At 43.9% G+C, this 22,075-nt stretch carries 22 protein-coding genes and 2 tRNA genes; 8 read left to right on the top strand and 16 right to left on the bottom strand.

All coding sequences use genetic code 11. The annotated features are described in order from the left end of the window. Positions 1-75: 75 nt before the first annotated feature. From ACSX1H_RS07235 to ACSX1H_RS07245, 3 genes are all read right to left on the bottom strand, one after another. Complete coding sequence (locus ACSX1H_RS07235; protein WP_439183173.1) at positions 76-378, bottom strand: GIY-YIG nuclease family protein; 303 nt, start codon at positions 376-378, stop codon at positions 76-78. Between the two features lie 51 nt (positions 379-429). Beyond that, positions 430-503 (bottom strand) — tRNA-Asn (locus tag ACSX1H_RS07240). A gap of 42 nt (positions 504-545) precedes the next feature. Further along, a tRNA-Asn gene (locus tag ACSX1H_RS07245) sits at positions 546-619 on the bottom strand. A 147-nt stretch (positions 620-766) separates the two neighbouring features. Here ACSX1H_RS07245 and ACSX1H_RS07250 point away from each other — a divergent pair. Then, positions 767-1,747 (top strand): adenosine kinase, encoded by a 981-nt coding sequence (locus ACSX1H_RS07250; RefSeq protein ID WP_439183174.1) that lies wholly within the window; start codon positions 767-769, stop codon positions 1,745-1,747. 99 nt (positions 1,748-1,846) lie between these two features. Beyond that, positions 1,847-3,037, top strand: coding sequence for a glycine C-acetyltransferase (gene kbl / locus ACSX1H_RS07255; RefSeq protein WP_439183175.1), 1,191 nt, complete (start codon positions 1,847-1,849; stop codon positions 3,035-3,037). 69 nt (positions 3,038-3,106) lie between these two features. On the opposite strand, the gene ACSX1H_RS07260 is transcribed toward kbl, so the two are convergent. Further along, positions 3,107-4,945 carry an ankyrin repeat domain-containing protein gene (locus ACSX1H_RS07260; protein ID WP_439183176.1) on the bottom strand — a complete coding sequence of 613 codons (1,839 nt, stop codon included), beginning with the start codon at positions 4,943-4,945 and terminating at the stop codon, positions 3,107-3,109. A gap of 106 nt (positions 4,946-5,051) precedes the next feature. Continuing rightward, positions 5,052-5,420: a YccF domain-containing protein gene (locus ACSX1H_RS07265; protein ID WP_439183177.1), complete on the bottom strand. Its 369-nt coding sequence runs from the start codon at positions 5,418-5,420 to the stop codon at positions 5,052-5,054. A gap of 125 nt (positions 5,421-5,545) precedes the next feature. Here ACSX1H_RS07265 and ACSX1H_RS07270 point away from each other — a divergent pair, with 125 nt between their 5' ends. Then, a complete protein-coding gene (locus tag ACSX1H_RS07270; RefSeq protein ID WP_439183178.1) occupies positions 5,546-6,190 on the top strand; it encodes a hypothetical protein in 645 nt (214 codons plus the stop codon). Here ACSX1H_RS07270 and ACSX1H_RS07275 read toward each other — a convergent pair. Beyond that, entirely contained in the window at positions 6,187-6,801 is a 615-nt protein-coding gene (locus ACSX1H_RS07275) for a deoxynucleoside kinase (RefSeq protein ID WP_439183179.1), read from the bottom strand. The genes ACSX1H_RS07270 and ACSX1H_RS07275 overlap by 4 nt on opposite strands. 11 nt (positions 6,802-6,812) lie before the next feature. Continuing rightward, positions 6,813-8,324, bottom strand: coding sequence for a GH3 auxin-responsive promoter family protein (locus tag ACSX1H_RS07280; RefSeq protein WP_439183180.1), 1,512 nt, complete (start codon positions 8,322-8,324; stop codon positions 6,813-6,815). A 378-nt stretch (positions 8,325-8,702) separates the two neighbouring features. On the opposite strand from ACSX1H_RS07280, the gene ahpC reads away from it, so the two are divergent. From ahpC to ACSX1H_RS07300, 4 genes are all read left to right on the top strand, one after another. Beyond that, on the top strand, positions 8,703-9,266 hold the full coding sequence (gene ahpC, locus ACSX1H_RS07285; protein ID WP_439183181.1) for an alkyl hydroperoxide reductase subunit C: 564 nt from the start codon (positions 8,703-8,705) through the stop codon (positions 9,264-9,266). An 87-nt stretch (positions 9,267-9,353) separates the two neighbouring features. Then, positions 9,354-10,913, top strand: a complete 1,560-nt coding sequence (gene ahpF / locus ACSX1H_RS07290) for an alkyl hydroperoxide reductase subunit F (RefSeq protein WP_439183182.1) — start codon at positions 9,354-9,356, stop codon at positions 10,911-10,913. Positions 10,914-11,018: 105 nt separating this feature from the next. After that, positions 11,019-11,891 carry a D-hexose-6-phosphate mutarotase gene (locus ACSX1H_RS07295; protein ID WP_439183183.1) on the top strand — a complete coding sequence of 291 codons (873 nt, stop codon included), beginning with the start codon at positions 11,019-11,021 and terminating at the stop codon, positions 11,889-11,891. Between the two features lie 79 nt (positions 11,892-11,970). After that, positions 11,971-13,179 (top strand): C45 family peptidase, encoded by a 1,209-nt coding sequence (locus ACSX1H_RS07300; RefSeq protein ID WP_439183184.1) that lies wholly within the window; start codon positions 11,971-11,973, stop codon positions 13,177-13,179. Between the two features lie 60 nt (positions 13,180-13,239). On the opposite strand, the gene ACSX1H_RS07305 is transcribed toward ACSX1H_RS07300, so the two are convergent. Then, on the bottom strand, positions 13,240-13,677 hold the full coding sequence (locus ACSX1H_RS07305) for an MgtC/SapB family protein (protein ID WP_439183185.1): 438 nt from the start codon (positions 13,675-13,677) through the stop codon (positions 13,240-13,242). A gap of 149 nt (positions 13,678-13,826) precedes the next feature. Then, positions 13,827-14,897 carry a CNNM domain-containing protein gene (locus ACSX1H_RS07310; RefSeq protein WP_439183186.1) on the bottom strand — a complete coding sequence of 357 codons (1,071 nt, stop codon included), beginning with the start codon at positions 14,895-14,897 and terminating at the stop codon, positions 13,827-13,829. Positions 14,898-15,177: 280 nt separating this feature from the next. Between ACSX1H_RS07310 and ACSX1H_RS07315 the strand changes: the two genes are divergently transcribed. Continuing rightward, positions 15,178-15,615, top strand: a complete 438-nt coding sequence (locus ACSX1H_RS07315; protein WP_439183187.1) for a (deoxy)nucleoside triphosphate pyrophosphohydrolase — start codon at positions 15,178-15,180, stop codon at positions 15,613-15,615. Here ACSX1H_RS07315 and ACSX1H_RS07320 read toward each other — a convergent pair. The 7 genes from ACSX1H_RS07320 to ACSX1H_RS07350 all read right to left on the bottom strand — a co-directional run bounded on the left by ACSX1H_RS07320 (position 15,596) and on the right by ACSX1H_RS07350 (position 21,958). Beyond that, on the bottom strand, positions 15,596-15,790 hold the full coding sequence (locus tag ACSX1H_RS07320; RefSeq protein WP_439183188.1) for a YwbE family protein: 195 nt from the start codon (positions 15,788-15,790) through the stop codon (positions 15,596-15,598). The genes ACSX1H_RS07315 and ACSX1H_RS07320 overlap by 20 nt on opposite strands. A gap of 11 nt (positions 15,791-15,801) precedes the next feature. Then, on the bottom strand, positions 15,802-17,316 hold the full coding sequence (locus tag ACSX1H_RS07325; protein WP_439183189.1) for a TolC family protein: 1,515 nt from the start codon (positions 17,314-17,316) through the stop codon (positions 15,802-15,804). A gap of 1 nt (position 17,317) precedes the next feature. Further along, positions 17,318-18,532, bottom strand: a complete 1,215-nt coding sequence (locus ACSX1H_RS07330; protein ID WP_439183190.1) for an efflux RND transporter periplasmic adaptor subunit — start codon at positions 18,530-18,532, stop codon at positions 17,318-17,320. A 200-nt stretch (positions 18,533-18,732) separates the two neighbouring features. Beyond that, entirely contained in the window at positions 18,733-19,101 is a 369-nt protein-coding gene (locus ACSX1H_RS07335) for a DUF805 domain-containing protein (RefSeq protein ID WP_439183191.1), read from the bottom strand. A 69-nt stretch (positions 19,102-19,170) separates the two neighbouring features. Continuing rightward, entirely contained in the window at positions 19,171-20,040 is an 870-nt protein-coding gene (locus ACSX1H_RS07340; RefSeq protein WP_439183192.1) for a 4-hydroxy-3-methylbut-2-enyl diphosphate reductase, read from the bottom strand. Between the two features lie 3 nt (positions 20,041-20,043). Next, positions 20,044-20,739, bottom strand: coding sequence for a (d)CMP kinase (gene cmk / locus ACSX1H_RS07345; RefSeq protein ID WP_439183193.1), 696 nt, complete (start codon positions 20,737-20,739; stop codon positions 20,044-20,046). Between the two features lie 52 nt (positions 20,740-20,791). Further along, positions 20,792-21,958, bottom strand: coding sequence for a CapA family protein (locus tag ACSX1H_RS07350; protein WP_439183194.1), 1,167 nt, complete (start codon positions 21,956-21,958; stop codon positions 20,792-20,794). Between the last annotated feature and the right edge of the window lie 117 nt (positions 21,959-22,075).

Below are 22,075 nucleotides of genomic sequence, written 5' to 3' on the forward strand. Positions count from 1 at the left end.
AAGTGGCTTTTTCAGCTCCCCAGGTAGGACTTGAACCTACGACCTACGGATTAATCCCGACTCTTCGGGACCGCTCTATAAGGTGGCCTTGATGATTATGGTTTTGATAAACTCTGTGTCGTCTTGTTTGTCAATTAGCTTTTGAATAAACGCTCTGCTTTTCTGATCTTTAATAAACTTTTCGACTTTCATAGTCTGACCTATGTTGTCATTAACAGCAAAGGAAGCTTTTAGTATCCAAGGTTGGTATTTGGCTGTAAACTTAGATTTATTTTGGTAAGAATTGTGTTGAATCAAACGGTGTTGAGGATCAGGCGAGTAGCCGACATAATACTTGTTAGCTACTTCTGAAAAAAGTATATAGACATAGTATTTCATTAAGGTAAGGTACAAAAAAAGAGCTGACTAGTCATAATCAGCTCTTCTTAGCTCCCCAGGTAGGACTTGAACCTACGACCTACGGATTAACAGTCCGCCGCTCTAACCAACTGAGCTACTAGGGAAAATATTGTTAAAAATAAAAGCTCCGTTTAAGCTTTCTAAAGCTCCCCAGGTAGGACTTGAACCTACGACCTACGGATTAACAGTCCGCCGCTCTAACCAACTGAGCTACTAGGGAATTTATTTCAATCTGTTTTGAACTCCTTTATTAGGGGAGGCATTTTCGTCAAATGCGTTGCAAAACTATAAGGAATCTTCAAAATATGCAATATCTTTGTCGAAAATTTTTAGAATAAATTTACCCCAAAATATTAAACGATTAAGTATGAGCAGTGTATTAGGTTTAGGAAATGCCTTGGTAGATGTACTGGCGGTATTGGAAAACGACCAATTATTGGAAGAATTGAATTTACCAAAGGGAAGTATGCAGTTAGTGGACGCGGCGGCTGCCCAAAAAGTGAAAGAAGCTACCTCTCATATCAAAAAAGATCTGGCCAGTGGTGGCTCAGCGGCCAACACCATTCATGGCTTGGCCAGCTTAGGCGTTAAAACAGGCTTTATTGGCAAAATTGGCAAAGACGATCTGGGTCAGGTATTCAAAGCTGATATGACTGCACACAACATCACCCCTCACCTATTGGAATCCGATACACAAAGCGGACATGCCAATGCTTTGATTAGTCCCGATTCGGAACGGACGTTTGCGACCTTCCTGGGCGCGGCGGTGGAACTATCACAAGATGATTTGGCTGAAGAACTCTTCAAAGGCTATAAATACTTCCATGTGGAAGGTTACCTGGTGCAGAACAAGGCGCTTATCGAAAAAGCCTATCAGTTAGCCAAAGCCAATGGCCTCATCACCAGTATTGATTTGGCCAGTTTTAATGTAGTGGAAGAGAACCTGGAGTTCTTAACCAAGCTCGTCCATAATTATGTAGACATTATTTTTGCCAACGAGGAGGAAGCCAAAGCCTATACTGGTAAAGAAGGCGAAGCAGCCCTTGAGGAGCTGGCAAAGCACACCCAGGTAGCTATTCTAAAGCTGGGCAAACAAGGGTCAATGATCAAACGTGCCAACGAAGTTGTAAAAGTGGGTATTATACCAGCCAAAAGTATTGATACAACCGGTGCCGGTGATTTGTATGCCGCCGGATTTCTGTTTGGTCTGATTCAAAATCTGTCCATCGAAAAATGTGGAAAGATTGGGTCGATCCTATCCGGACATGTTATTGAAGTGGTTGGACCGAAAATGAACGAAAGCACATGGACTAACATTCAAAAGCTTATAAAAGAAGAATTAAATTAATTCGTAAGTAAAAAAGTGCCTTTAATCATTGTTCTTTATTTCAAAGGCCCTTATTTTTGACAACTATAATCGATTAATCACACTGTAAAATAGATAGTCATGTACGGTAAATTTCAGGATTTTCTGACCGAAGAAATTGAAGCCATTAAAGAATCTGGTTTATATAAGCAGGAGCGCATCATCACCACGCCACAAGGAGCAGAAATTAATGTTCAGGGGGGAGAACCGGTGCTTAACTTTTGTGCCAATAACTACCTGGGACTGTCATCTCATCCGCGGGTTGTAAAGGCGGCTCAAAAAGCGTTAGACACCCATGGATATGGCATGTCGTCGGTGCGTTTTATTTGTGGTACCCAGGATATCCATAAGCAATTAGAAGCAAAAATTGCGGATTTCTTTGGCATGGAAGATACCATTTTGTATGCTGCTTGTTTTGATGCCAATGGCGGGGTATTTGAACCTCTTTTTTCGGCCGAAGATGCCATTATTTCCGACGAGCTGAACCACGCTTCAATCATCGACGGAGTGCGCTTGTGTAAAGCCGCCCGCTACCGCTACAAGCATGCCGACATGGCTGATTTGGAAGCGCAGTTGAAAGCCGCACAAGCACAACGTTTCCGCATCATTGTTACCGACGGCGTCTTCTCCATGGACGGTGACATTGCCAAACTGGATCAGATTTGTGATTTAGCTGAAAAATACGATGCACTGGTGATGGTGGACGATAGTCACTCATCAGGTTTCATCGGTCAAACAGGTCGCGGTACACATGAGTACCACAACTGCATGGATCGTGTGGATATCATTACCGGAACTTTAGGTAAAGCCCTTGGTGGTGCATTAGGTGGCTACACAACCGGTAAAAAAGAAATCATCGACATGCTGCGTCAGCGCTCACGTCCGTATTTATTCTCTAACTCGCTGGCGCCTTCGATTATTGGTGCTGCATTGGAGATTTTCGACATGTTGACGGAGTCAACTGATTTACGCGACAAAGTGATTTCAAACGCTGAGTACTTCAAGGCTAAAATTGTGGAGGCCGGGTTTGATATCAAGCCAACGGAATCGGCTATTGTGGCATTAATGCTATACGATGCAAAACTATCTCAGGAGTTTGCAGCCCGCTTATTAGATGAAGGCATTTACGTTATCGGTTTCTACTACCCGGTAGTACCAAAAGGCCAGGCTCGTATCCGCATTCAGATATCGGCTGCACATGAACAGCACCACTTGGATAAAGCCATTGCTGCTTTCGTTAAGATTGGTAAGGAATTGAAGGTGATTGAGTAGTCAATAACAACAGCTCAACCAATACAATAAAGCAAGGGTCACCCAAACGGGTGGCCCTTATTCGTTTTGTCATAAATCTGCGGCGATACGCTTTTTAAGCTGACCATTCAATTCCTCCAGAAGCTTATAAGTTTCCGGGTAACGGGAGGCATATAATTTATAGTGCTCATCATGATGCAAACGATCATCAATTATATCCTGCAGCGTTTGTCCCTGGTAATTGACTAATCGTGTATTCAGTCGCTCCCAATCCTTTGTCAATAATCCCAGGCAAGATTTTGTCAGCTCATCGTTACCCGATCGAATCTGTAAATTCAGCAGCACATCCATCAAAGGGCTATTGCCTGCGGCATCCTGAATATTCACATCGGTATCCGGATGATCGACCAATACCTCAAGCAGTACCGGATGATTATTTCTTGCGGCGTGATGCAAAGCGCTCAATCCTTCCCCATCCCGGGCATTGGGGTTACACCTGCTTACACTGATCAATTGCTTCAATAAAATGGCACGCAATTGCGCATTGGAAGCAATTTCTGATTGCGCGTACCCGTATGGCCGGTGACGCGTATCACACAGCGCCGTTATGGGCAATAAGTGCTCTTGTCGTCCATTCAAATTCGCCTCATGGTCGATGCACAATTGAATATTCTCAACAAAAAACGCACTATCAAGCCTCGATACATTAAAGTCAACCTGATTAATCATTTTCCATAGCTCATGGGTGGCTCCTCCATTAAATCCGGGCTGCGGCATTAACTGCTCTACAAGTTCGTCATTATCGTCATCCAGCCAGTTCTTACGCGCTGCATAATCATAGGCCGTGTAGAGCACATTATTCTGGTGACTGAGCTGAAGATCCGGTCGTTTTAAAAACAGCCTGATGAGCTCAAGTCCCCGTTGACTGATGCGATTAACACCAGGCTCATAGCGCATCAGGTAGTCTTGCAAGGCGGTATTCCCATAGTAAAAATTAGCCCGGTTAATTGCACAATCATCCTGCTCGAGCAGGGCGTTAATCAGCTGAACATCGTGCCACTGAGATGCCCATCTCCCTGTTGTCTCACTTTTTATGTAGTATGGCGACATAGCATAATGCAATGCGGTATTCCCCAAGGCATCCTGCCGGTTAAGGTCAATATTTGGCAGCTTAAGGGCTTCCTTCAGCAATGACAGCCGCTGCCTGTCGTTATAATTTGCCCACTGTTTGAGTAAAAAAAGACGATGCAGAGGCGTTTGCCCCACACTATCCTGCTGATTCCAGTAGCACTCTGTCCAGCCCCGATATTTTCCTTTCAAACGAAGGGTTAAGCGGGTCCATTCGCCCTCATCAACCTGCCTGTTAAGGTTCGCATCATTAAACAGTAATAAATAGATTTCTCCCTGTGTAAAATCTTTAACAGCTTCAGTATACGAGCCTAAGCGTAATGAGTCCACTTTAAACGCCACCGTCAGCTGGTTACCTTGCTCCGAAAGGCACTTCACCCGCTTACTATCTTCATCATCATAAAACAGGTAATGATGGGCATTGGGGTTAAAAACAAGTGCCTCGTAGCGGCCACTTCGGGCGGGTGCCATTCCGGTGCCCAAGCTAAAGCACGGGACTTCATCTGCCGGCATACCCGCCTGAATGGTAGGCACCTGACTGGCACTATAAAAAGCAGCGATCCGCATCGCATGGAACTGCTTATTATCAGGATTATACCTCTGCATGTTGAATTGTAAGGCAAAGGCGTCTGCCTCCACTTCAATCGTAACCTGCCCAGGTGATAAGGGTTGTTTTTGCCCTTGTTGATCGAACCAGGCAACAACCGCCGATTCAGGCTTTGTTTTCAATATTTTACAGCCACCCGACAGTAAGAGCAGTCCACTGATTAAACAATAGTATTTTGTAATTCGTATCATCATTTTGAATAAAGAGTGGTTGCGCTAAAACACAACCATACCAGTAGCAAACTCAATTTTATGAGTCACCAACTAAAACTCTGAAATTTATAATGGCTAAATGCCCGGTCTATCGTATTTCCTTACCAAAGGGTACCAAAGCAATGTGTGCTAATTTGAAATGCTGACGCGCAAATGGAATACCTATGATGGTAATGGCCAGCACAATGCCAAACAGCAAGTGAGAAAGGGAGATCCAGATACCTCCAATAAAAATCCATATCACATTCATCAGGGTGCTCAGGCATCCCGAGGCCTGTGGGCGCTCAACCACCTGACTGCCAAAAGGCCAAAGAGCCAGCATACCCAACTTCATGGTTTGTAGTCCGAATGGAATACCAACGATAGTTAGCATCAGCAATAAGCTGGAAATAAAATATTCGATTGCCGTAATAAGCCCACCGAAGAGCAGCCAGATTATATTCCCAAGAATTGACATAGTGTATGAATTAGGACTGGATTTTGATGTTCAAAACCCGCATTGGTTACTGATTAATCGTTAACAATGACATCAAAACTAATAAACATTTTCTATTTTAAGCCATTAAATACAAAACATTGAATATGCGAATTATCTTCAGCCTCCTGTTCGTTACCCTACTTGGCCATTTGCAGGCGCAGGACTATTATTTAGGTGGTAAAATAGGCTATTCGTTCCCCACCAACATTGGAAATTCAGATAAAGAAAATGGGTTTGCCCATTATGCGGCTAATGGCTGGCAACTGGCCTTAACAGGCAAGTGGTTTTATAACGAAAGCTTGTCGCTGGGTGGTGATTTGGGGTACCAATATCAGGGCAAGGGAGATATATGGAACGTAAATAACCGGGGCGAAGTAGATGCCACCTATCAGACCATACGCCTTTTACTCAACGGCACCTATTATTTTAACCAAAGTGATGCCCGCCCCTATCTCGGTGTATCCTTTGGGGCCTACTACCTGATTAACACCCTAAACTTTAAGGCCAACAGTATCAATAACGAATCGGTTGCCTATACAGCCAAACACTGGAAACCAGGTGTTGCCCCGCAACTTGGCATTTTGATTGATTTATCGCGAAAAACGCTACTGGACATCCATGTACAAATGGACATTATCGCTCAAATGGAAGCCATCTATCATCCTGATGCAATACCAGATTATACAGAAAACCCGCATGAAAAACAGAATCAGATAAGCCTCAACATTGGCCTTCTGTTTGGGCTTTAAAACAAGCCATGTAACTCAGCATTCACCTTATCGATGATCATACTCAGGTCGGTCTTATTCTTTATAAAATCGATTTCGTTGGCGTTAATAATAAGCAACTTTCCCTTGGTATATTTTTCAATCCAGGCCTCGTAACGCTCGTTCAGCCGCTTCAGGTAGTCGAGTCGAATATTATTTTCATAGTTACGCCCCCGCATTTGTATTTGCTCCACAAGTGTTGGAATGGATGCCCGCAGGTAAATAAGCAAATCGGGTGGCTGCACAAAGCTGCTCATTAGCTCAAACAGCGATTCATAATTTTCAAAATCGCGTCGGCTCATCAGCCCCATATCGAAAAGATTAGGGGCGAAAATATAGGCATCTTCGTAAATGGTTCGGTCCTGAATAACCGTTTTTCCGACATTGCGTATTTCTTGCACAGAAGAAAACCGACTCTTTAAAAAATAAATCTGAAGGTTGAACGACCACCGGGTCATGTCCTCATAAAAATCAGGCAGATAAGGGTTTTCATCAACGTCTTCAAAATGAGCATCCCACCCGAAATGGTGAGCCAGCAACTCGGTTAAGGAGGTTTTACCCGACCCTATATTTCCTGCAACAGCAATATGCATATGTTATGTATCTAAAGATTTAACTTTAATAACTCATCAATATACTCCCGGTTGTTGGCCAGTCGTGGCACCTTATTCTGTCCGCCCAGCTTGTTTTTACTTTTCAGCCAGTCCATAAATAAATTCGGACGGGCTACGGTAACTTGTGGGCCGTCGAGGGTAATGTTTTTGTAGCGTTTCGCCTCATAATCACTATTTAAATCCTGCAAGGTTTTATCCAGCAATTCAGTAAAGTTCTCGAGTGAAGCAGGCATCACATCAAACTCTATCAACCACTCATGCGCTCCTTTCGTTTCTTCATCCATAAATACCGGTGCCGCAGTGTATTCTTTAATAACCGCATTGGTTACCGTGCAGGCTTTTTCTAAAGCACGCTCCGCATTTTCAATCATCAGCTCTTCGCCAAACGCATTGATATAATGCTTGGTACGTCCGGTAATCACAATTTTATGCGGGTGCAAGGAGGTAAAGCGCACTGTGTCGCCAATCATGTAACGCCACAAACCACTATTGGTGGTTATCAGCATGGCATAATCAACTCCCAGCTCCACATCGTCTATTCGTTTGGCATCGGGATGTGGATGGGTAATCTGATTCAGTGGTACAAACTCATAAAACACTCCATAGTCGAGCATTAGCAACATCCCCGGATCGGTCAAATCATCCTGGATACCAAAAAAGCCTTCTGAGGCATTATAGGTTTCCATGTAATTCATCTTATCCGTTGGAATCAGTTCTTTATACTGCTTTCGGTAAGGTGTAAAGTTAATGCCTCCGTGCATGAACAACTCCAGATTGGGCCATATTTCCAACAGGTTCGACTTGCCGGTTTGTTTTAAGAGGTGTTTAATCAAAACCAGAAACCAGCTGGGTACACCTGCCAATGAAGTAACATTATCTTTAATAGTCGTTTCGGTAATTTTATCCAGTTTAGCTTCCCATTCATCCATTAAAGCGATGGATTGTTCGGGCGTGCGGGCGAAATGTGTCCAGAAAGGCAAATTCTCTATCAAAATGGCCGACAAGTCGCCATAGTAACTTTCATTGCTGAAGTTATTTATCTGATGACTCCCTCCCAGCGTGAGGCATTTGCCACTAAACATATCCGAATCGGGATTATTCTGCAGGTACAAGGCCACAACATCTTTACCGCCTCTAAAATGACAGTTCTCCAAAGTTTCTTTGGTTACCGGGATAAACTTACTCTTGGTAGAAGTGGTACCAGAACTTTTTGCAAACCACTTAATGTCGCCGGGCCAAAGTAAATTGTTTTCACCCTGTCTGAGCCGTTCTACAAAGGGTCGAAGGCCTTCGTAATCCTGAACGGGTACCCGCTCAGCAAACGCTCTGTAGCTTGTGATACTCCTAAAATCCAACTCCTTACCAAAAGTGGTGTTCTTTGCCGTCTCAATAAGTCGCAAAAGCTCTCCCTTTTGCACCTCCTCCGGATTCTTCTTAAAATGCTCGATCTGCGACAGCCTTCGCGTATTGACCAATGATACAATTGAACTTAGTATGGGCATATAGTGTTTTTCGGTTTGCTGTAATTTAACTCTATTCAACTTTGTGGCATCCCGCTAACAAAGACAGGAATCAACCAACAGGGACTAAAGATAATTAAAAATGGTTTGTGTCTGAGAGAAGTGATAGCTATTCTGTTACTCTATTTCAAAGGAAATTGTTCTGTAAAGCAGACAAGGCATCCCACGGAAAACAGTTCTGAAAAAAACTCATTTTACAAATTCTAAAACCCACCACTTACCTACCTCATTATCTGACGTTATAAATCTGGTCTATTCATGTTATAGTTACTATCTATTTGGTTGATGATGGAATGATCTGTAGTTTCGCTTCTGTAAAAATCAAACAACAAAAAGTATTAACATTTAAACATTATAACTATGTCACAAATTGGAAAACAGATTGTAGATTTTGAAGTACAAGCATACGTAAACGAAGAATTCAAAACCGTAAAAAAAGAAGATGTTTTAGGTAAATGGTCTATCTTCTTCTTCTACCCGGCCGACTTTACTTTTGTATGCCCAACCGAGTTGGAAGATTTAGCAAACTCATACGAGGAGTTCAAAGCAACCGGTGCTGAAATCTATTCTGTATCAACCGACACACATTTTGTTCATAAGGCATGGCACGATACATCCGATACCATTAAAAAAATTAAGTACCCAATGTTAGCCGATCCAACCGGTGTATTATCACGCGGCTTCGATGTGATGATTGAAGAAGTTGGTTTGGCCGAACGCGGAACATTCATTGTTAACCCCGAAGGTGAAATTGTATCGTACGAAGTAATTGCCGGTAATGTAGGTCGAAATGCTGATGAATTGCTACGCAAGTTAAAAGCGCTTCAGTTTGTTGAAAAGCATCCTTCAGAAGTTTGTCCGGCTAAATGGAAAGAGGGGAACGAAACCCTTAAGCCCAATATTGACTTAGTAGGCAAAATCTAATACTAGGCTGGCGGATGTTTCCCATGAAGACATCCGCCATTTTTCTCCCAATAAAAATCCCAGCATTCCGAACTTAAAACAGAACACATGTTAGAACAAGCTATAAAAGACCAGGTAACCCAAGTATTCGCCAACCTGAAGAGTTCATTCACCTTTCAGGTTGCTGTAGCCGATAACCACCCCAACAAAAACGAATTAACAGGCCTGCTTGAAGATGTGGCAGCTTGTTCCGATAAAATTGAAACCGAACTGACAAACTCTGAAAGCCTGTCGTTTACCATACTCAAAAATGGTGAATCCAGTGGCGTCACCTTCAGGGCGGTGCCAACCGGCCATGAGTTTACAACCCTGCTATTGGCGGTGCTTAATCTGGATGGCATTGGTAAAAACCTGCCCGATGACATGCTGGTGAAACGCATTAAAAGCATCAGGCAAAAAGTGGCCCTTAAAAGCTATATTTCGCTAAGTTGCACCAATTGCCCCGATGTCGTTCAAGCCCTCAACATCCTGGCGTTTCTAAACCCGAATATCACCCACGAAATAATTGATGGCGCTATTAATAAAGAAGAAGTTGAAGCACTTAATGTGCAAGCTGTTCCCAGTGTTTACGCCAACGGCGAACTACTGCACGTTGGCCGCTCGTCCTTAGGTGAGCTGCTCGCTAAACTGGAAACGCAGCTAGGCACAGAATACCAGCCCGAATCTACCGAAGCAAAAAACTACGATGTGGTGGTTGTGGGCGGCGGACCAGCCGGTGTTTCAGCTGCCATTTACTCGGCCCGTAAAGGCTTTTCAGTCGCCTTGGTGGCAGAAAAAGTAGGTGGCCAGGTTACCGAAACCGTTTCGATAGAGAACATGATATCGGTCCCCCAAACAACCGGCGCCGAGCTGTCGGCCAACCTCATGAGTCACCTGAATGACTACCCCATTGATATCCTGGAAAATCGACTGGTGGAAAAAACCGAACTGGCTGATGGAAAAAAACAACTCACCACATCGTTAGGCGAAACACTCACAACATCTGCACTGATTATTGCAACCGGAGCGAGCTGGCGGAAATTGGGCGTGCCCGGCGAAAGTGATTACATTGGTAATGGAGTGGCCTTTTGCACACATTGCGATGGCCCCTTCTACAAAGATAAGAAGGTAGTGGTGGTAGGCGGAGGTAACTCAGGACTCGAGGCAGCCATTGATCTGGCTTCCATTGCCTCTGAAGTAACCGTTTTAGAATTTATGGACTGTTTGAAAGGTGACCAGGTGTTGCAAGACAAGCTGGCCCAACTCTCCAACGTAAAAATTATCACCAATGCGCAAACACTAAGCGTAAATGGAGATGGCAGCAAGGTGAACGGCTTAACCTTTAAACACCGCTCAAGCGAACAAGAAGAAGTGCTGTCAACCGATGGCGTATTTGTGCAGATTGGCCTGCAGGCCAACAGTAAAGTTTTTTCCGACATTGTTCCGACTAACCGAATGGGCGAGATTGAAATTGACGCCCATTGTCGCACCAATATCCCGGGGGTTTATGCAGCCGGCGATGTGTCCATTGTGCCTTACAAGCAAATTGTCATTGCCATGGGCGAAGGCTCCAAAGCCGCTTTGTCAGCGTTTGAGGACAATATTAAAGGTGTTTTGTCGGCCAATTAGTTATTGAACGACTGAAATACAGCCAGGGGTCTGCACAATTATTGTGTGGGCCCTTTTTATTATCTGCCCAGTTTGGGTACTTTTGACTTTACCAAAACACAAGTAATGAATACAGACGCATTAAACACACAGTTTGGCATTGCCAATCAAATTACGTTTGAGCCATTTGAGCATACCATTATTGCCAAAATACAAAGCCCGCATGCCACTGCTAAAGTAGCGCTGTATGGCGCACATGTATTAAGCTTTATACCAAAGCAGCAAGATGACCTTCTTTTTGTAAGCCCCAACGCCATCTTTCAGAATGGGAAAGCCATCCGTGGCGGAATTCCCGTTTGCTGGCCCTGGTTTGGTGCACATCCAACAGATGCAACACTGCCCTCCCATGGTTTTGCCCGTGTTTCCAACTGGAAGGTCATCAACACATCGGCCAGTGACGATGCCGTAAGCATCAAACTGGGCTTGTCGGCCAATGCGGATACCCTGCAGCTGTGGCCCTATCTGTTTGAAGCAACCATGGAAATAAAAGTGGGCAAGCAACTATCCGTTGCCCTTCACACAAAAAACACAGATGAAAAACCGTTTGAGCTAAGCGCTGCCCTGCATAGCTACTTCCATATCTGCGACATCAACACTGCCAAGCTCGAAGGTTTGGCCGGTGTGAATTACCTGGATGATGTAAAGAACGCCAATGGCCAGCAGTCAGAAAAGTTACTGGGTTTTGGTCAACGCATCGATCGCCGCTACCGTACTACAGGTAGTGCCATTATTCATGATCACCAACGCACTATCAACATAGCTAAATCAGGCAGCGGCATTACCGTGGTATGGAACCCGGGCGAAGCACTGGCATCCCAAATGGGCGACCTGGGGGAGAGCTACAAAAATATGCTGTGTGTGGAAGCGGCCAACAGCCTCGACGACACGGTGGTGGTTCAGCCAGGCCACTCGCATACCTTGTCCACAATCATTGGTTAAAATCGCTATTAACTGACAAAGCTCTTTGTTTATAAAACAGCAAAGAGCTTACTTACCTTTCTAAATCCATCAAAATCTTATGAAACATCTAATCACCACTCTGATGGCGGTGCTCATAGCCTATTCAGCAAGCACAGCCTGCACCACAGCCATCGTTTCGGGCAAATACACAGCCAATGGCCGCCCCATTATCTGGAAACTACGCGACACCGAAACCTTTGAAAACAAGCTACGCTACTTCAGCGATGGAAAATACGATTACATCGGCCTGATTAACTCCAACGATGCCATTGGGGAACAAGTATGGGGAGGCTCCAATGCGGCGGGATTTGCAATTATGAATAGTGCCTCCTTCAACGTCAACCTGGATGATACAACTTCTTTTAAAGACCAGGAAGGCTACTTTATGAAGGAAGCATTACAAAAATGCGCCACTTTAAAAGATTTTGAAACACTCATTCGGAAACGACCAAGTCCTAAAGGTTTGGCGGCTCATTTTGGCGTATTGGATGCTCAAGGCGGAGTCGCTTTCTACGAAGTTAATAATTATGGCTTCACAAAGTTTGATGCCAACGACCCGGCACAGGCACCCAATGGCTACCTCATTCGTACCAACTATTCGTTTACCGGTAAAAAAGATGTGGGCTACGGATTTATTCGCTACCAAACAGCGCAAGACCTCTTCTATCAGGCAGAAGCAATGGGTCAACTCAATGCCCAAACCATCCTGCAACAATTCTCGCGCTGCCTAAAACACTCTGTACTGGATACCGACTATCGAAAAACATACAGCACCATTCCCAAAGGGCAGCATTTTATCAATTCTGGCGATTTAATCACCCGCCACGGCTCCTCCTCTGCCATCCTGATTGAAGGCGTCACCAAAGATGAAAGTCCGGATTTATCGACTATCTGGAGCATGGTTGGTTTCCCAAATACCTGCCTGTCGATACCCGTTTGGCTCAAAGGGGGAAACAATCTGCCTTCTACATTGGTGGCCGATGGTGCGGAAAACTGCCAGTTAAACGTCCTGTCGCTCCAACTCAAGAAACGATGCTACCCAATAGAACGCTCATCGGGCTATAAATACCTCAATGTATCGGAACTCATTAACAGCGATGGAAATGGCATTATCCAACAGCTCGAAGGCACCGAAGCAAGCATTTTTTCAGTAACCGAACAGATGCTTAGCAAGTGGCACAAATCATCTCCTGCAAGCAAAGACATTCAGGAGATATACACCTTAATGGACAATTTGGTGCTTAAAACCTATCATTTTTATAAATAACAAAGAATTGAAACAGGATGCCAAAGTTACAGTATACCACTGCTGTAACTTTGAGCGGCCTCAAACATCGTCCTCTTCATCGGGGCGCTTGCTCTCCAGGTATTTATCCAACATAAGCAGTCCGGAATTGATGAGCAGAATTATAAGGGTTGCAGCAATGGCCTCTGTATAATGCCCGGCACCAGCTAAACAGCCAATTGCCGAACTGCACCACACTGTGGCAGCCGTAGTGAGGCCGTGCACATTCACGCCTTCTTTAAAGATAATGCCTCCGCCAAGAAAACCGATTCCGGTAACCACCTGAGCAATTATTCGGGTAACGTCACCTTGTTCCTGGGTTAAACTAACCGATAACATCACATAAAGAGCAGATCCAATGGTGACCAGGGTAATGGTTCTTAAACCAGCCGATTTTCGTCGCCAGCTGCGTTCGAACCCAATTAAAAACCCGGCTGCAAGAGCAATCATTAAGCGCATTATGAAGTCAGCAAAACTCATCGTACCAAGCCAATTAGTTAGTGCTACTTAATTTAAGCAATTGTGGGAGTTTTGCCAAAAGCACATGCTCATGCACAGGTCTGCATCAACAACCCGCTATTGGAACATCGACTTGCCAATAGTTCGTGTAAGGCCCAAAAGATGAGTGCCTATATCTGCTCACTGGGCTTACTCTGGTTGCCATTTTGCTGATATTTAGACATACGCGCTTTCCAGCGTTGACGTGCGTACTCCTGCATATCGGTGACTGTATCTTTTTCATCAACAATTTCAAGTCCCAGAAGGGTTTCAATGATATCTTCCATGGTAACAATCCCATCCACTCCACCATACTCATCCACCACCAAAGCAATGTGCTCTTTTTGTTTCATCAGCTTCTCCCATATTTCGAACAGCACACTGGAAAAAGGAACAATCATAATTTCGCGCTTGATATCTTTGAGCCTCAGTTCATGATGGTCTTCGGCCAATTTCTCAAACACCTTTTGACGAAACACGTAACCCGTAATATTTTCATCGTGCCCAGAGTAAACCGGAATACGCGAAAAATTCAGGTAATCCTTGTTGTTCAGAAAATCCTGCAGCAGCATGTTCTCATCGGCCATGGCAACCACAACTCTGGGTGTCATAATCCCTTTAACGGTGATATTTCTCAAGCGTAGGAGGTTTTGAATAATCTTATGCTCTTTGGCATGAAATATACCTTCATCGGCTCCGATATTGGCCAAAGCGGCTATTTCCTCGCGGCTGGTTGTTTTTTCATCCTTATTGCCCGACAACAGTCGCGTTATCATGGCCGACACCACCACCAGCGGATAAGTTATAATCAGCATCCCCCGCATAACAATGGTAGAAAATCTGGCCAGATTACGCCAGTAGTTAGCACCTATTGTTTTAGGGATGATTTCGGTGATAACCAAAATAAGAATGGTTAACACCGCTGAAACGATGCCAAATGAAGACTCCCCAAATACCTTAATGGCTTGCGCGCCTACACCTGCAGCACCCACCGTATGGGCAACGGTGTTTAAAGATAAGATAGCGGATAAAGGCTTATCAATATTGGTTTTTAGGGCGGCAAAATAGCCTGCCCAGGTTTTACCCTGCTCACTCTTTACCATTAAAAACGATTGTGGCGTAGAAAGCAGGACTGCTTCCATGATTGAACAAAGGAAGGAAACGACCAGCGCCAGAAATAAATAGACAAAAAGTAATAGCATTGTATTATTTAGTTTGCAATGAGAAACACCCCAAATTTATCTTATTTTTTAGGATTTCCCACCCTGCATCACCCATCGATCTCATTTTACTGCATCAGGGGCGCCCATTTCAGACAGGTATTGAAGTATATTTCCACAGTAACAGGTGGTTATGGTCACACCATCAGTTCACCGGCTCTCTTCTTGCGAATTAGAGCAGTTTTATTAATTTTACGACCATCTAAACCAAAACACACACTAAACCATTGTTTTAAATGGGTTAGCTAACAAACCATTTGAAATGAATTCTATTACCAAAGAGCTAACGCAAGTTACATGCGCAATTATTGTTGATGAAGGAAAAATACTGGCTGCTTTAAGACAGCGACAGATGAGTCAAAACTGGAAATGGGAGTTTCCGGGTGGCAAAATTGATGAAGGGGAAAGCCACGAAGACTGCATCAGGCGCGAAATTAAGGAAGAACTCAACATCCACATTAGCATCACCGGCAAACTGACGCCGATTATCCATTGTTGTCCAGAAAAATCAATTGAACTCATCCCTTTTATATGCTCTATAGAAAAAGGGAAAGTAAATGCAGTGGATCATGAAAAGGTATGCTGGTTTACGCCCACAGAATTAAAGTCACTTAATTGGGCCGAGGCTGATTTTAATGTGATGCAGGAATTTTTTCAAAAGCACAAGGTTGACCGGTCAACTATTGGTGGAGGCGTTTAACACGCCCCACCTGTCCGTCTTCCAGACGCACTTTTATTCCGTGTGGATGAAACTTACTTTTAGTCAGGATGTCCTTAACGACACCCTCGGTTAATTGGCCACTGCGTTGGTGTTGTTTTAAAACGATACTCACTTGGGCGCCCTGACGAATATTATCGCGATAGTTATTATCCATTTTTGATGCTATTATACTTCGTTCTTGGGCTTTTTCTTAATCAGTCCTTCCAGAAGCGGATTATCATACATTATTTTTTGCCCTTTTTCAAAATCATAAAGGGTTAGTTCCCTCAATCGGTAGTAGGCCAGCCAGTAGGTTTCCAGCGATTTAATATAGTCGCGTTTAGCCTCTTCGCGTTCAGCCAGTGAAATATTCAAATCGGTAATACTGATTTCACCATTTTGAAACTTTTTCAGGGCAATCTGGTAGCCATTGCCCGCCACCTTATCGGCTTCTTTTGTTGTTTCGAGCTGGGCTTCCAGCAAACTAAACTGTTCGACTTGTACGATGACCGTACGCTCAAAGTTTTCACGATCGCGCTCCACATCAAACACCACCAGATCGCGCTTGCTTTCGGCCAGTTTAACATTCGATGTCGATTTCCCCCAGTCTAGTATAGGTATGGATAAAGATAGCTTAAGCATCTGCTGTTTTTCGGGTTCTTCGTACACCCCGGGAATGTTCGGTGCGCTGTTTGACAAACCGTAGCTCCCTCGCAAAGTTGCCACCAGACCATTGCCACGTTTAGCTTTGGTTAGATCTCTATCCGCCTCAATTAATCGCCTTTCGTATTGAGTGGACTCTTTTCGGTTTTCGAGAGCCTCATTTAAAGCCAGCTCCGGATCCACCTCAAATAAAAACATATCCAGTGGCATCTCCAGCTCGATATTGGTTGTTTGATCCAGACCAATGTATGACTTAAGCTCAAAGTCGGCATTTTTCAGATCCATACTGGCTTGCGTGAGCGACTTTTTAGCAGTTAACACCGACAGCTTAATACGTGAGTAGTCGTTTTCTGAGATGGTGCCCAAACGTCTTTTCGTTTCGGCAATCTGCAAATTATCCTGACTGTTGGAAAGGTTACTTTCGGCCAGCTTATAGTTGGTTTGCACGCGTAAATATCTGAAAAAACGAGCTGTTGCAGTGCGCGATATTTCCTCAATCGATTCAACAAAATCCTTTTGAGCCTCGTCATACACCAATGGTTCTGTCTTTCGCGACCATTTCATCCAGTTGTAGGCGAATATGGGCTGGGTAAACCCAATTACAAAAGGGTCGCCCGAAAAGTTAACATTATCCTTTATCAAATCCTGCACACGATACAATGAACTGGAGGCATAAATGCTGGTTCCCGATTGCGGAATGGACTGGTTCAACGACAACCGGGCATTTCCTTGCAACGACGATATGTGCCGGAACTCAACACTACCATCGGGCTGCGTCACCCCTTGCGTTCGTTGGTTATAATTGGGCAAATCGCCATCCAGAATCAGCTGAGGCCGAAACTGTGACTTAAAATTTTTCCAGCGCCAGAAATAATTCTCATAGCGATTTTGCGCATACTTTACTGACGATGAACGATTAATGGCCAAATCAACCACATTTTGTAAGGTTAAGCGGTAGGTACCAGATTGGACCGACTGTGCTTGGGTGTTTAAACCGATAAAGACAGCCAGTGCCAGGGTTCCAAGGTGTCTCATCATTTTATTTTTTGAGTTTTTCAACATTTACTGAACTAGCTTTACCAACAGGAGAGACAGTTGAGATGACCACTTCGTCGCCTTCCTCAAGACCACCTGTCACTTCAATGTATTCATCTGTTACCAGGCCTAGTGTCAATTCGCGCTGATGAGCGCTATCTCCATTCACAACATAGACATGCTGTACTTTTTTGTTGGTTATCATGGCGCCTTTCTTTAAACGCAGAACATCATAACGGGCCCGTTCAACAATCTGTAAATCAACCTTCTGATTAGGAATGAGCTTCGGGTGCTGGCTATTACTCAGGTGAACCGAAAACTGCAGATTACCATCCTCAATAGTTGGCATGATGCTTCCGATGCGTCCGGCCAACCGAGTATTATCCACTAGCACATATGCGCGTTTACCGGTCGACACCATGTCTTTGTGTTTGGCATCCAACGTTGCCTTAATTTTAAACCGGGTTAAATCAGACAGGTTAACCAATAATTCATCACCCTTAATTTTCTCTCCTTTTTTGCCGTGAATAGCTAAAATAATCCCATCAGAAGGTGCTTTTACCTGCAATTGTGTTAGCAGTTCTTTTTGCTGTTCAATTTCTTTCTGTTTAATTTCGATCTGGAGCAAGAGGCCTTTTTCATCAGCAGCCAGTTGCTGCAGTTTAATCGCACTTTTCTGTTGCACGAGTTGCAGCTCCTTTTCAGCCAACACCAATTGCTGCTTCGTTTCGTCGAACTTGGCCGGCGAGATTCCTCCCACCTCCAATAGCTGCTCCTGGTCGGCTATAACCGATTTAATAGAAGAGATTTTAAGTTTTTTTGTTTCGATATTATGAGATAAATCTGCCTTGTTGCTTCGGGCTTCCAGGCGGGTTTTTTCAAGGTTATTTTGCATAACCGCAAGCTGGTCATTCAGCTGCTCTATCTTATCCTCCACTTCCTTGGTATTCAGCACCAAAATCACCTCTCCTTCTTTCACTTCCTGACCAGGTTCTTTGAGGATACTGGTAATAATGCTGGTTGCCGGGCTTAAAAGAAGCACTTCATTTGCTGGCTCAACAACGCCCGCTGTCGACTCCCAGGTTTCGATGTTTCCTTTGTCGACCACATACGTTTCGTAGGTGCCATTTCCAGATTTTGTTTGGCAAGCTGTAAGACATGTGACTAAAAAAATAAAAAGCGCGGCCCTACCATAAGGTTGAAAAGTAGTAAGATTCATAAGATTTAGTATTGAAAAATTCCCTAATAGGTCAACTTTACCTGACTTTTACAAAAGTAATACAAGGTTTCTAAACACAAGGGTATAAAAGTGTTCAAATTACAAGATGATATTACAAAAGATGTATTTTCGGCACTATATAAATAAAAAAAGCCCGGATAGTTGAACTATCCGAGCTTTACGAGTTCTATATTTTACGATTACAACACCCCTGCTTTCGGATCTTGTCCGTATTGATTCTCGCCAGCTGTTCCCTCGGTGGCTGCCATTATAAGGAACCAAATGCCACCAATTATTGGAATGAATGAAACTAAAATCATGGCACCACTTTTTCCGATATCATGCATACGTCTAACACTTACTGCCAGTGTAGGAATCACCATACTCAACGCAAATAATGTCAGTACAGGTGTAAAGTAGATACCAGCCATACTAATTAACAATCCGTCAATAATAGCAGCAGCAAAGGAAAAAAGAGCGTAAAACACAACAAACATCCAATACTCTTTTCTTCTGGCTCTGCCAGAGAAGTCAGCATACTTTTTCAATGCAGCAATAAACCAATTCATAAATTTATTCTTAGATATAAATACTAGTGATCGCCTTTGTTGTAGCAGCGATCGATTGTTTAGAAATTCTTACTTTAGTCCGCTTTTTATTTGCTCAGCCACCTGCTCCATTAGCCATTGCGGGGTGGATGTGGCTCCGCACACCCCCACTTTCTTCACCCCTTGTGAAAACCATTCCAATTTTACTTCCTCTGGCGAGGATACAAAATGACTATGGGGGTTAGCTTCGCGACAGGCTTGAAAAAGTATTTTTGCATTGCTGCTTTCCTGGCCACCAACAAAAACAACCACCTCATATGTGGCAGCAAACTGTTTAATTCTCGGTACGCGCCCGGTTACTTGTTTACAGGTGGTATTGTGCCAGCTAAAGTTGGCGCGGCATTGTTTTTTTAAAAGGTCAACAATATTTTTGAGGATATCGGGACTTTTGGTTGTTTGGGCAAAGAGTTCTACAGGCCTTTCAAAATCAATGCGGGCAATGTCCGCTTCCTCTTCAATCACAATCGCCTCATTATTGGTTTGACCAAGCAATCCGACTACTTCGGCATGACCTCGCTGACCATAAATCACTATCTGCCCATTATTCGCTTTTTGTTTAAGATAGGCGTCTTTAATCCGCTGCTGCAACTTAAGCACTACCGGACAGGTTGCATCCTGCAGCTGCAGCCCGGCTTCTTTGATTAGCTGATAGCTTTGCGGCGGCTCACCGTGGGCTCTGAACAAAACCGTGCCTGTTTTGCCTTTCAATACATTTATGCCATCATGGCGGATGGTTTGCATGCCCATATTGTTTAATCGCTTCGATTCAGCCTCATTATGCACAATATCGCCCACACAATAGACAGCACTGCCTTTCTCAAGCAAAGCAGATGCTTGATTAATGGCTCGTTGCACACCAAAACAAAAGCCAGAATTGTTGTCAATTGCTACAGTCACCATGGCCTAAAGAAGATGCCTTTGCTTAAGGACATTAATAATCCATTCCAGTTGCTCCTCCTTATTAAGGTAGCTATTATCCAACACCAATGCATCCTGGGCCTTCACCAGAGGACTTTCTGCCCGGGTGCTGTCGAGGTGATCGCGCTGTTTAACATTTTGCAAAATTGCCTCGAAATTGACTTCTTCGCCTTTGGCTCTCAACTCATCGAAGCGGCGTTGCGCACGTATTTCGGGTTGAGCAGTCATAAACAGTTTCAGATCAGCCTCCGGAAATACCACCGTACCAATATCGCGTCCATCCATCACAATGCCGCCGGTTTTTCCCATGCTCTGCTGAAGCTCCACCAGCTTTTTACGCACAAAACCTATGGCGCTCACCGCACTCACATGGCTGCTGACTTCAAGGCCTCTGATTTCTGATTCAACAGACTTGCCGTTTAAGAAGGTTTCATTTTTCTTTTGTTCAGGCTGGAACTTAAATGAAATGTTGATTTCATTCAGTCTTTCAGCAAGCGCGGCTTCATCAATACGCCCCTCTTTGATCAATCCATTTTCCATGGCAAAAAATGTTACAGCCCGATACATGGCACCCGTATCAATATATACAAACCCAAGTTCCTTAGCTAAATCCTTTGCAACGGTGCTCTTTCCACACGACGAATGCCCATCTATGGCAATAATTGACTTCTTTTTTTGCATGGTACGTATTTATGTGGCTGCAAATTTAGAAAATATGCGCTAATCATCACCTTTAATTTAGACCAGTGAACTTTATCTGCTCGAAAGGGGAGATATGGATATGCTTCAGTTGGAGCCCACTGAGTGCCTTCAGTGGTTCCTTGAAATTTTTCTCAGGAACTTCAACATTATACTTCATAATGGCTCTTGCTTCGGAAATGTATTCATTCAAGCGTTTTCGGGCCGATTCTTCCACCCAAGCATCTGCTTTAAACCTATCTGCCGGAAGAACAAAAAACAGCTTATTATTGGCTTTTATGGGCGTATAAACCCATGTCAACTGATAACAGGCGTTGGCCACTTGAACGTGCCCATTCGTTTTTTCCAGTTCGATAAACAGTAATGCGGCCCCATCGCGTGGTGCAGGCCGTTGGTTAGATATGAAATTACCTAGGCTGTAGGCTACGAGGCTCTTCCCATTAGGTCCGTACTGCAATTTCACAGGTTGTAGCACATGTGGATGTGAGCCTATAATAATTTTAACGCCTTTACTGCCTAACCACTTTGCCAGCCGCTTTTGCTCAGGGTTAGGTTGAGTTTGATACTCCCAGCCCCAATGCATACAAACAATAATTTCATCTACGCGTTTACGCTTGGCAGACTCAATATCTCTGGCAATAACTGATGTATCAATTAAGTTAACAATGTTGGGTGTCTGCACCCTTATGCCATTTGTTCCATAAGTATAGTTAAGGAAAGCCAGGCGAAAGCCCTTTTTTTCAATAATCATGGGATTATGCCTCACCCGATCGATTGAATCTTTAAATACCCCAGTCCTGGGAAGTCCTTTTTTATCGAGGATATCACAGGTCCGTTCGAGTCCAGCCTTTCTGCGGTCTACACAATGGTTATTAGCCATCACTACAGCATCTATGCCGGCATATTTTAAGGCGTCAACCAATGTATCTGGTGATGAAAATGCAGGATAGCCCTTATACGGCGGACCAGCCAAAGTAACTTCAAGATTGGCGATGGCCACATCTGCACTTTCTATATCGTGTCGCAAGAACTTAAAACAGCTGTTATAATCAAAGGTATCGGTGTTGCCAATTCGGGCACTGTTGATCTGAGAATCATGTCCCATTACATCACCCATAAAAACAAGGCTAATTGTTTCTTTTTTCTGTGCAGATGCCGATTGAACAGCAATCAGCAGGAGTAAGAATAATTGTAATCGCATGGTTTAGTGTGCAAAGGTAAGTTTTAAACGCAAAAAACCTCTTACTCATTTCTGAATAAGAGGTTTCTCTAAAAAAAGGCGGCGACCTACTCTCCCACTTCTACGCAGTACCATCGG

The sequence above is a fragment of the Carboxylicivirga taeanensis genome, from assembly GCF_051851475.1.
In the GTDB taxonomy this organism is placed as follows: Bacteria; Bacteroidota; Bacteroidia; order Bacteroidales; family Marinilabiliaceae; genus Carboxylicivirga; species Carboxylicivirga taeanensis.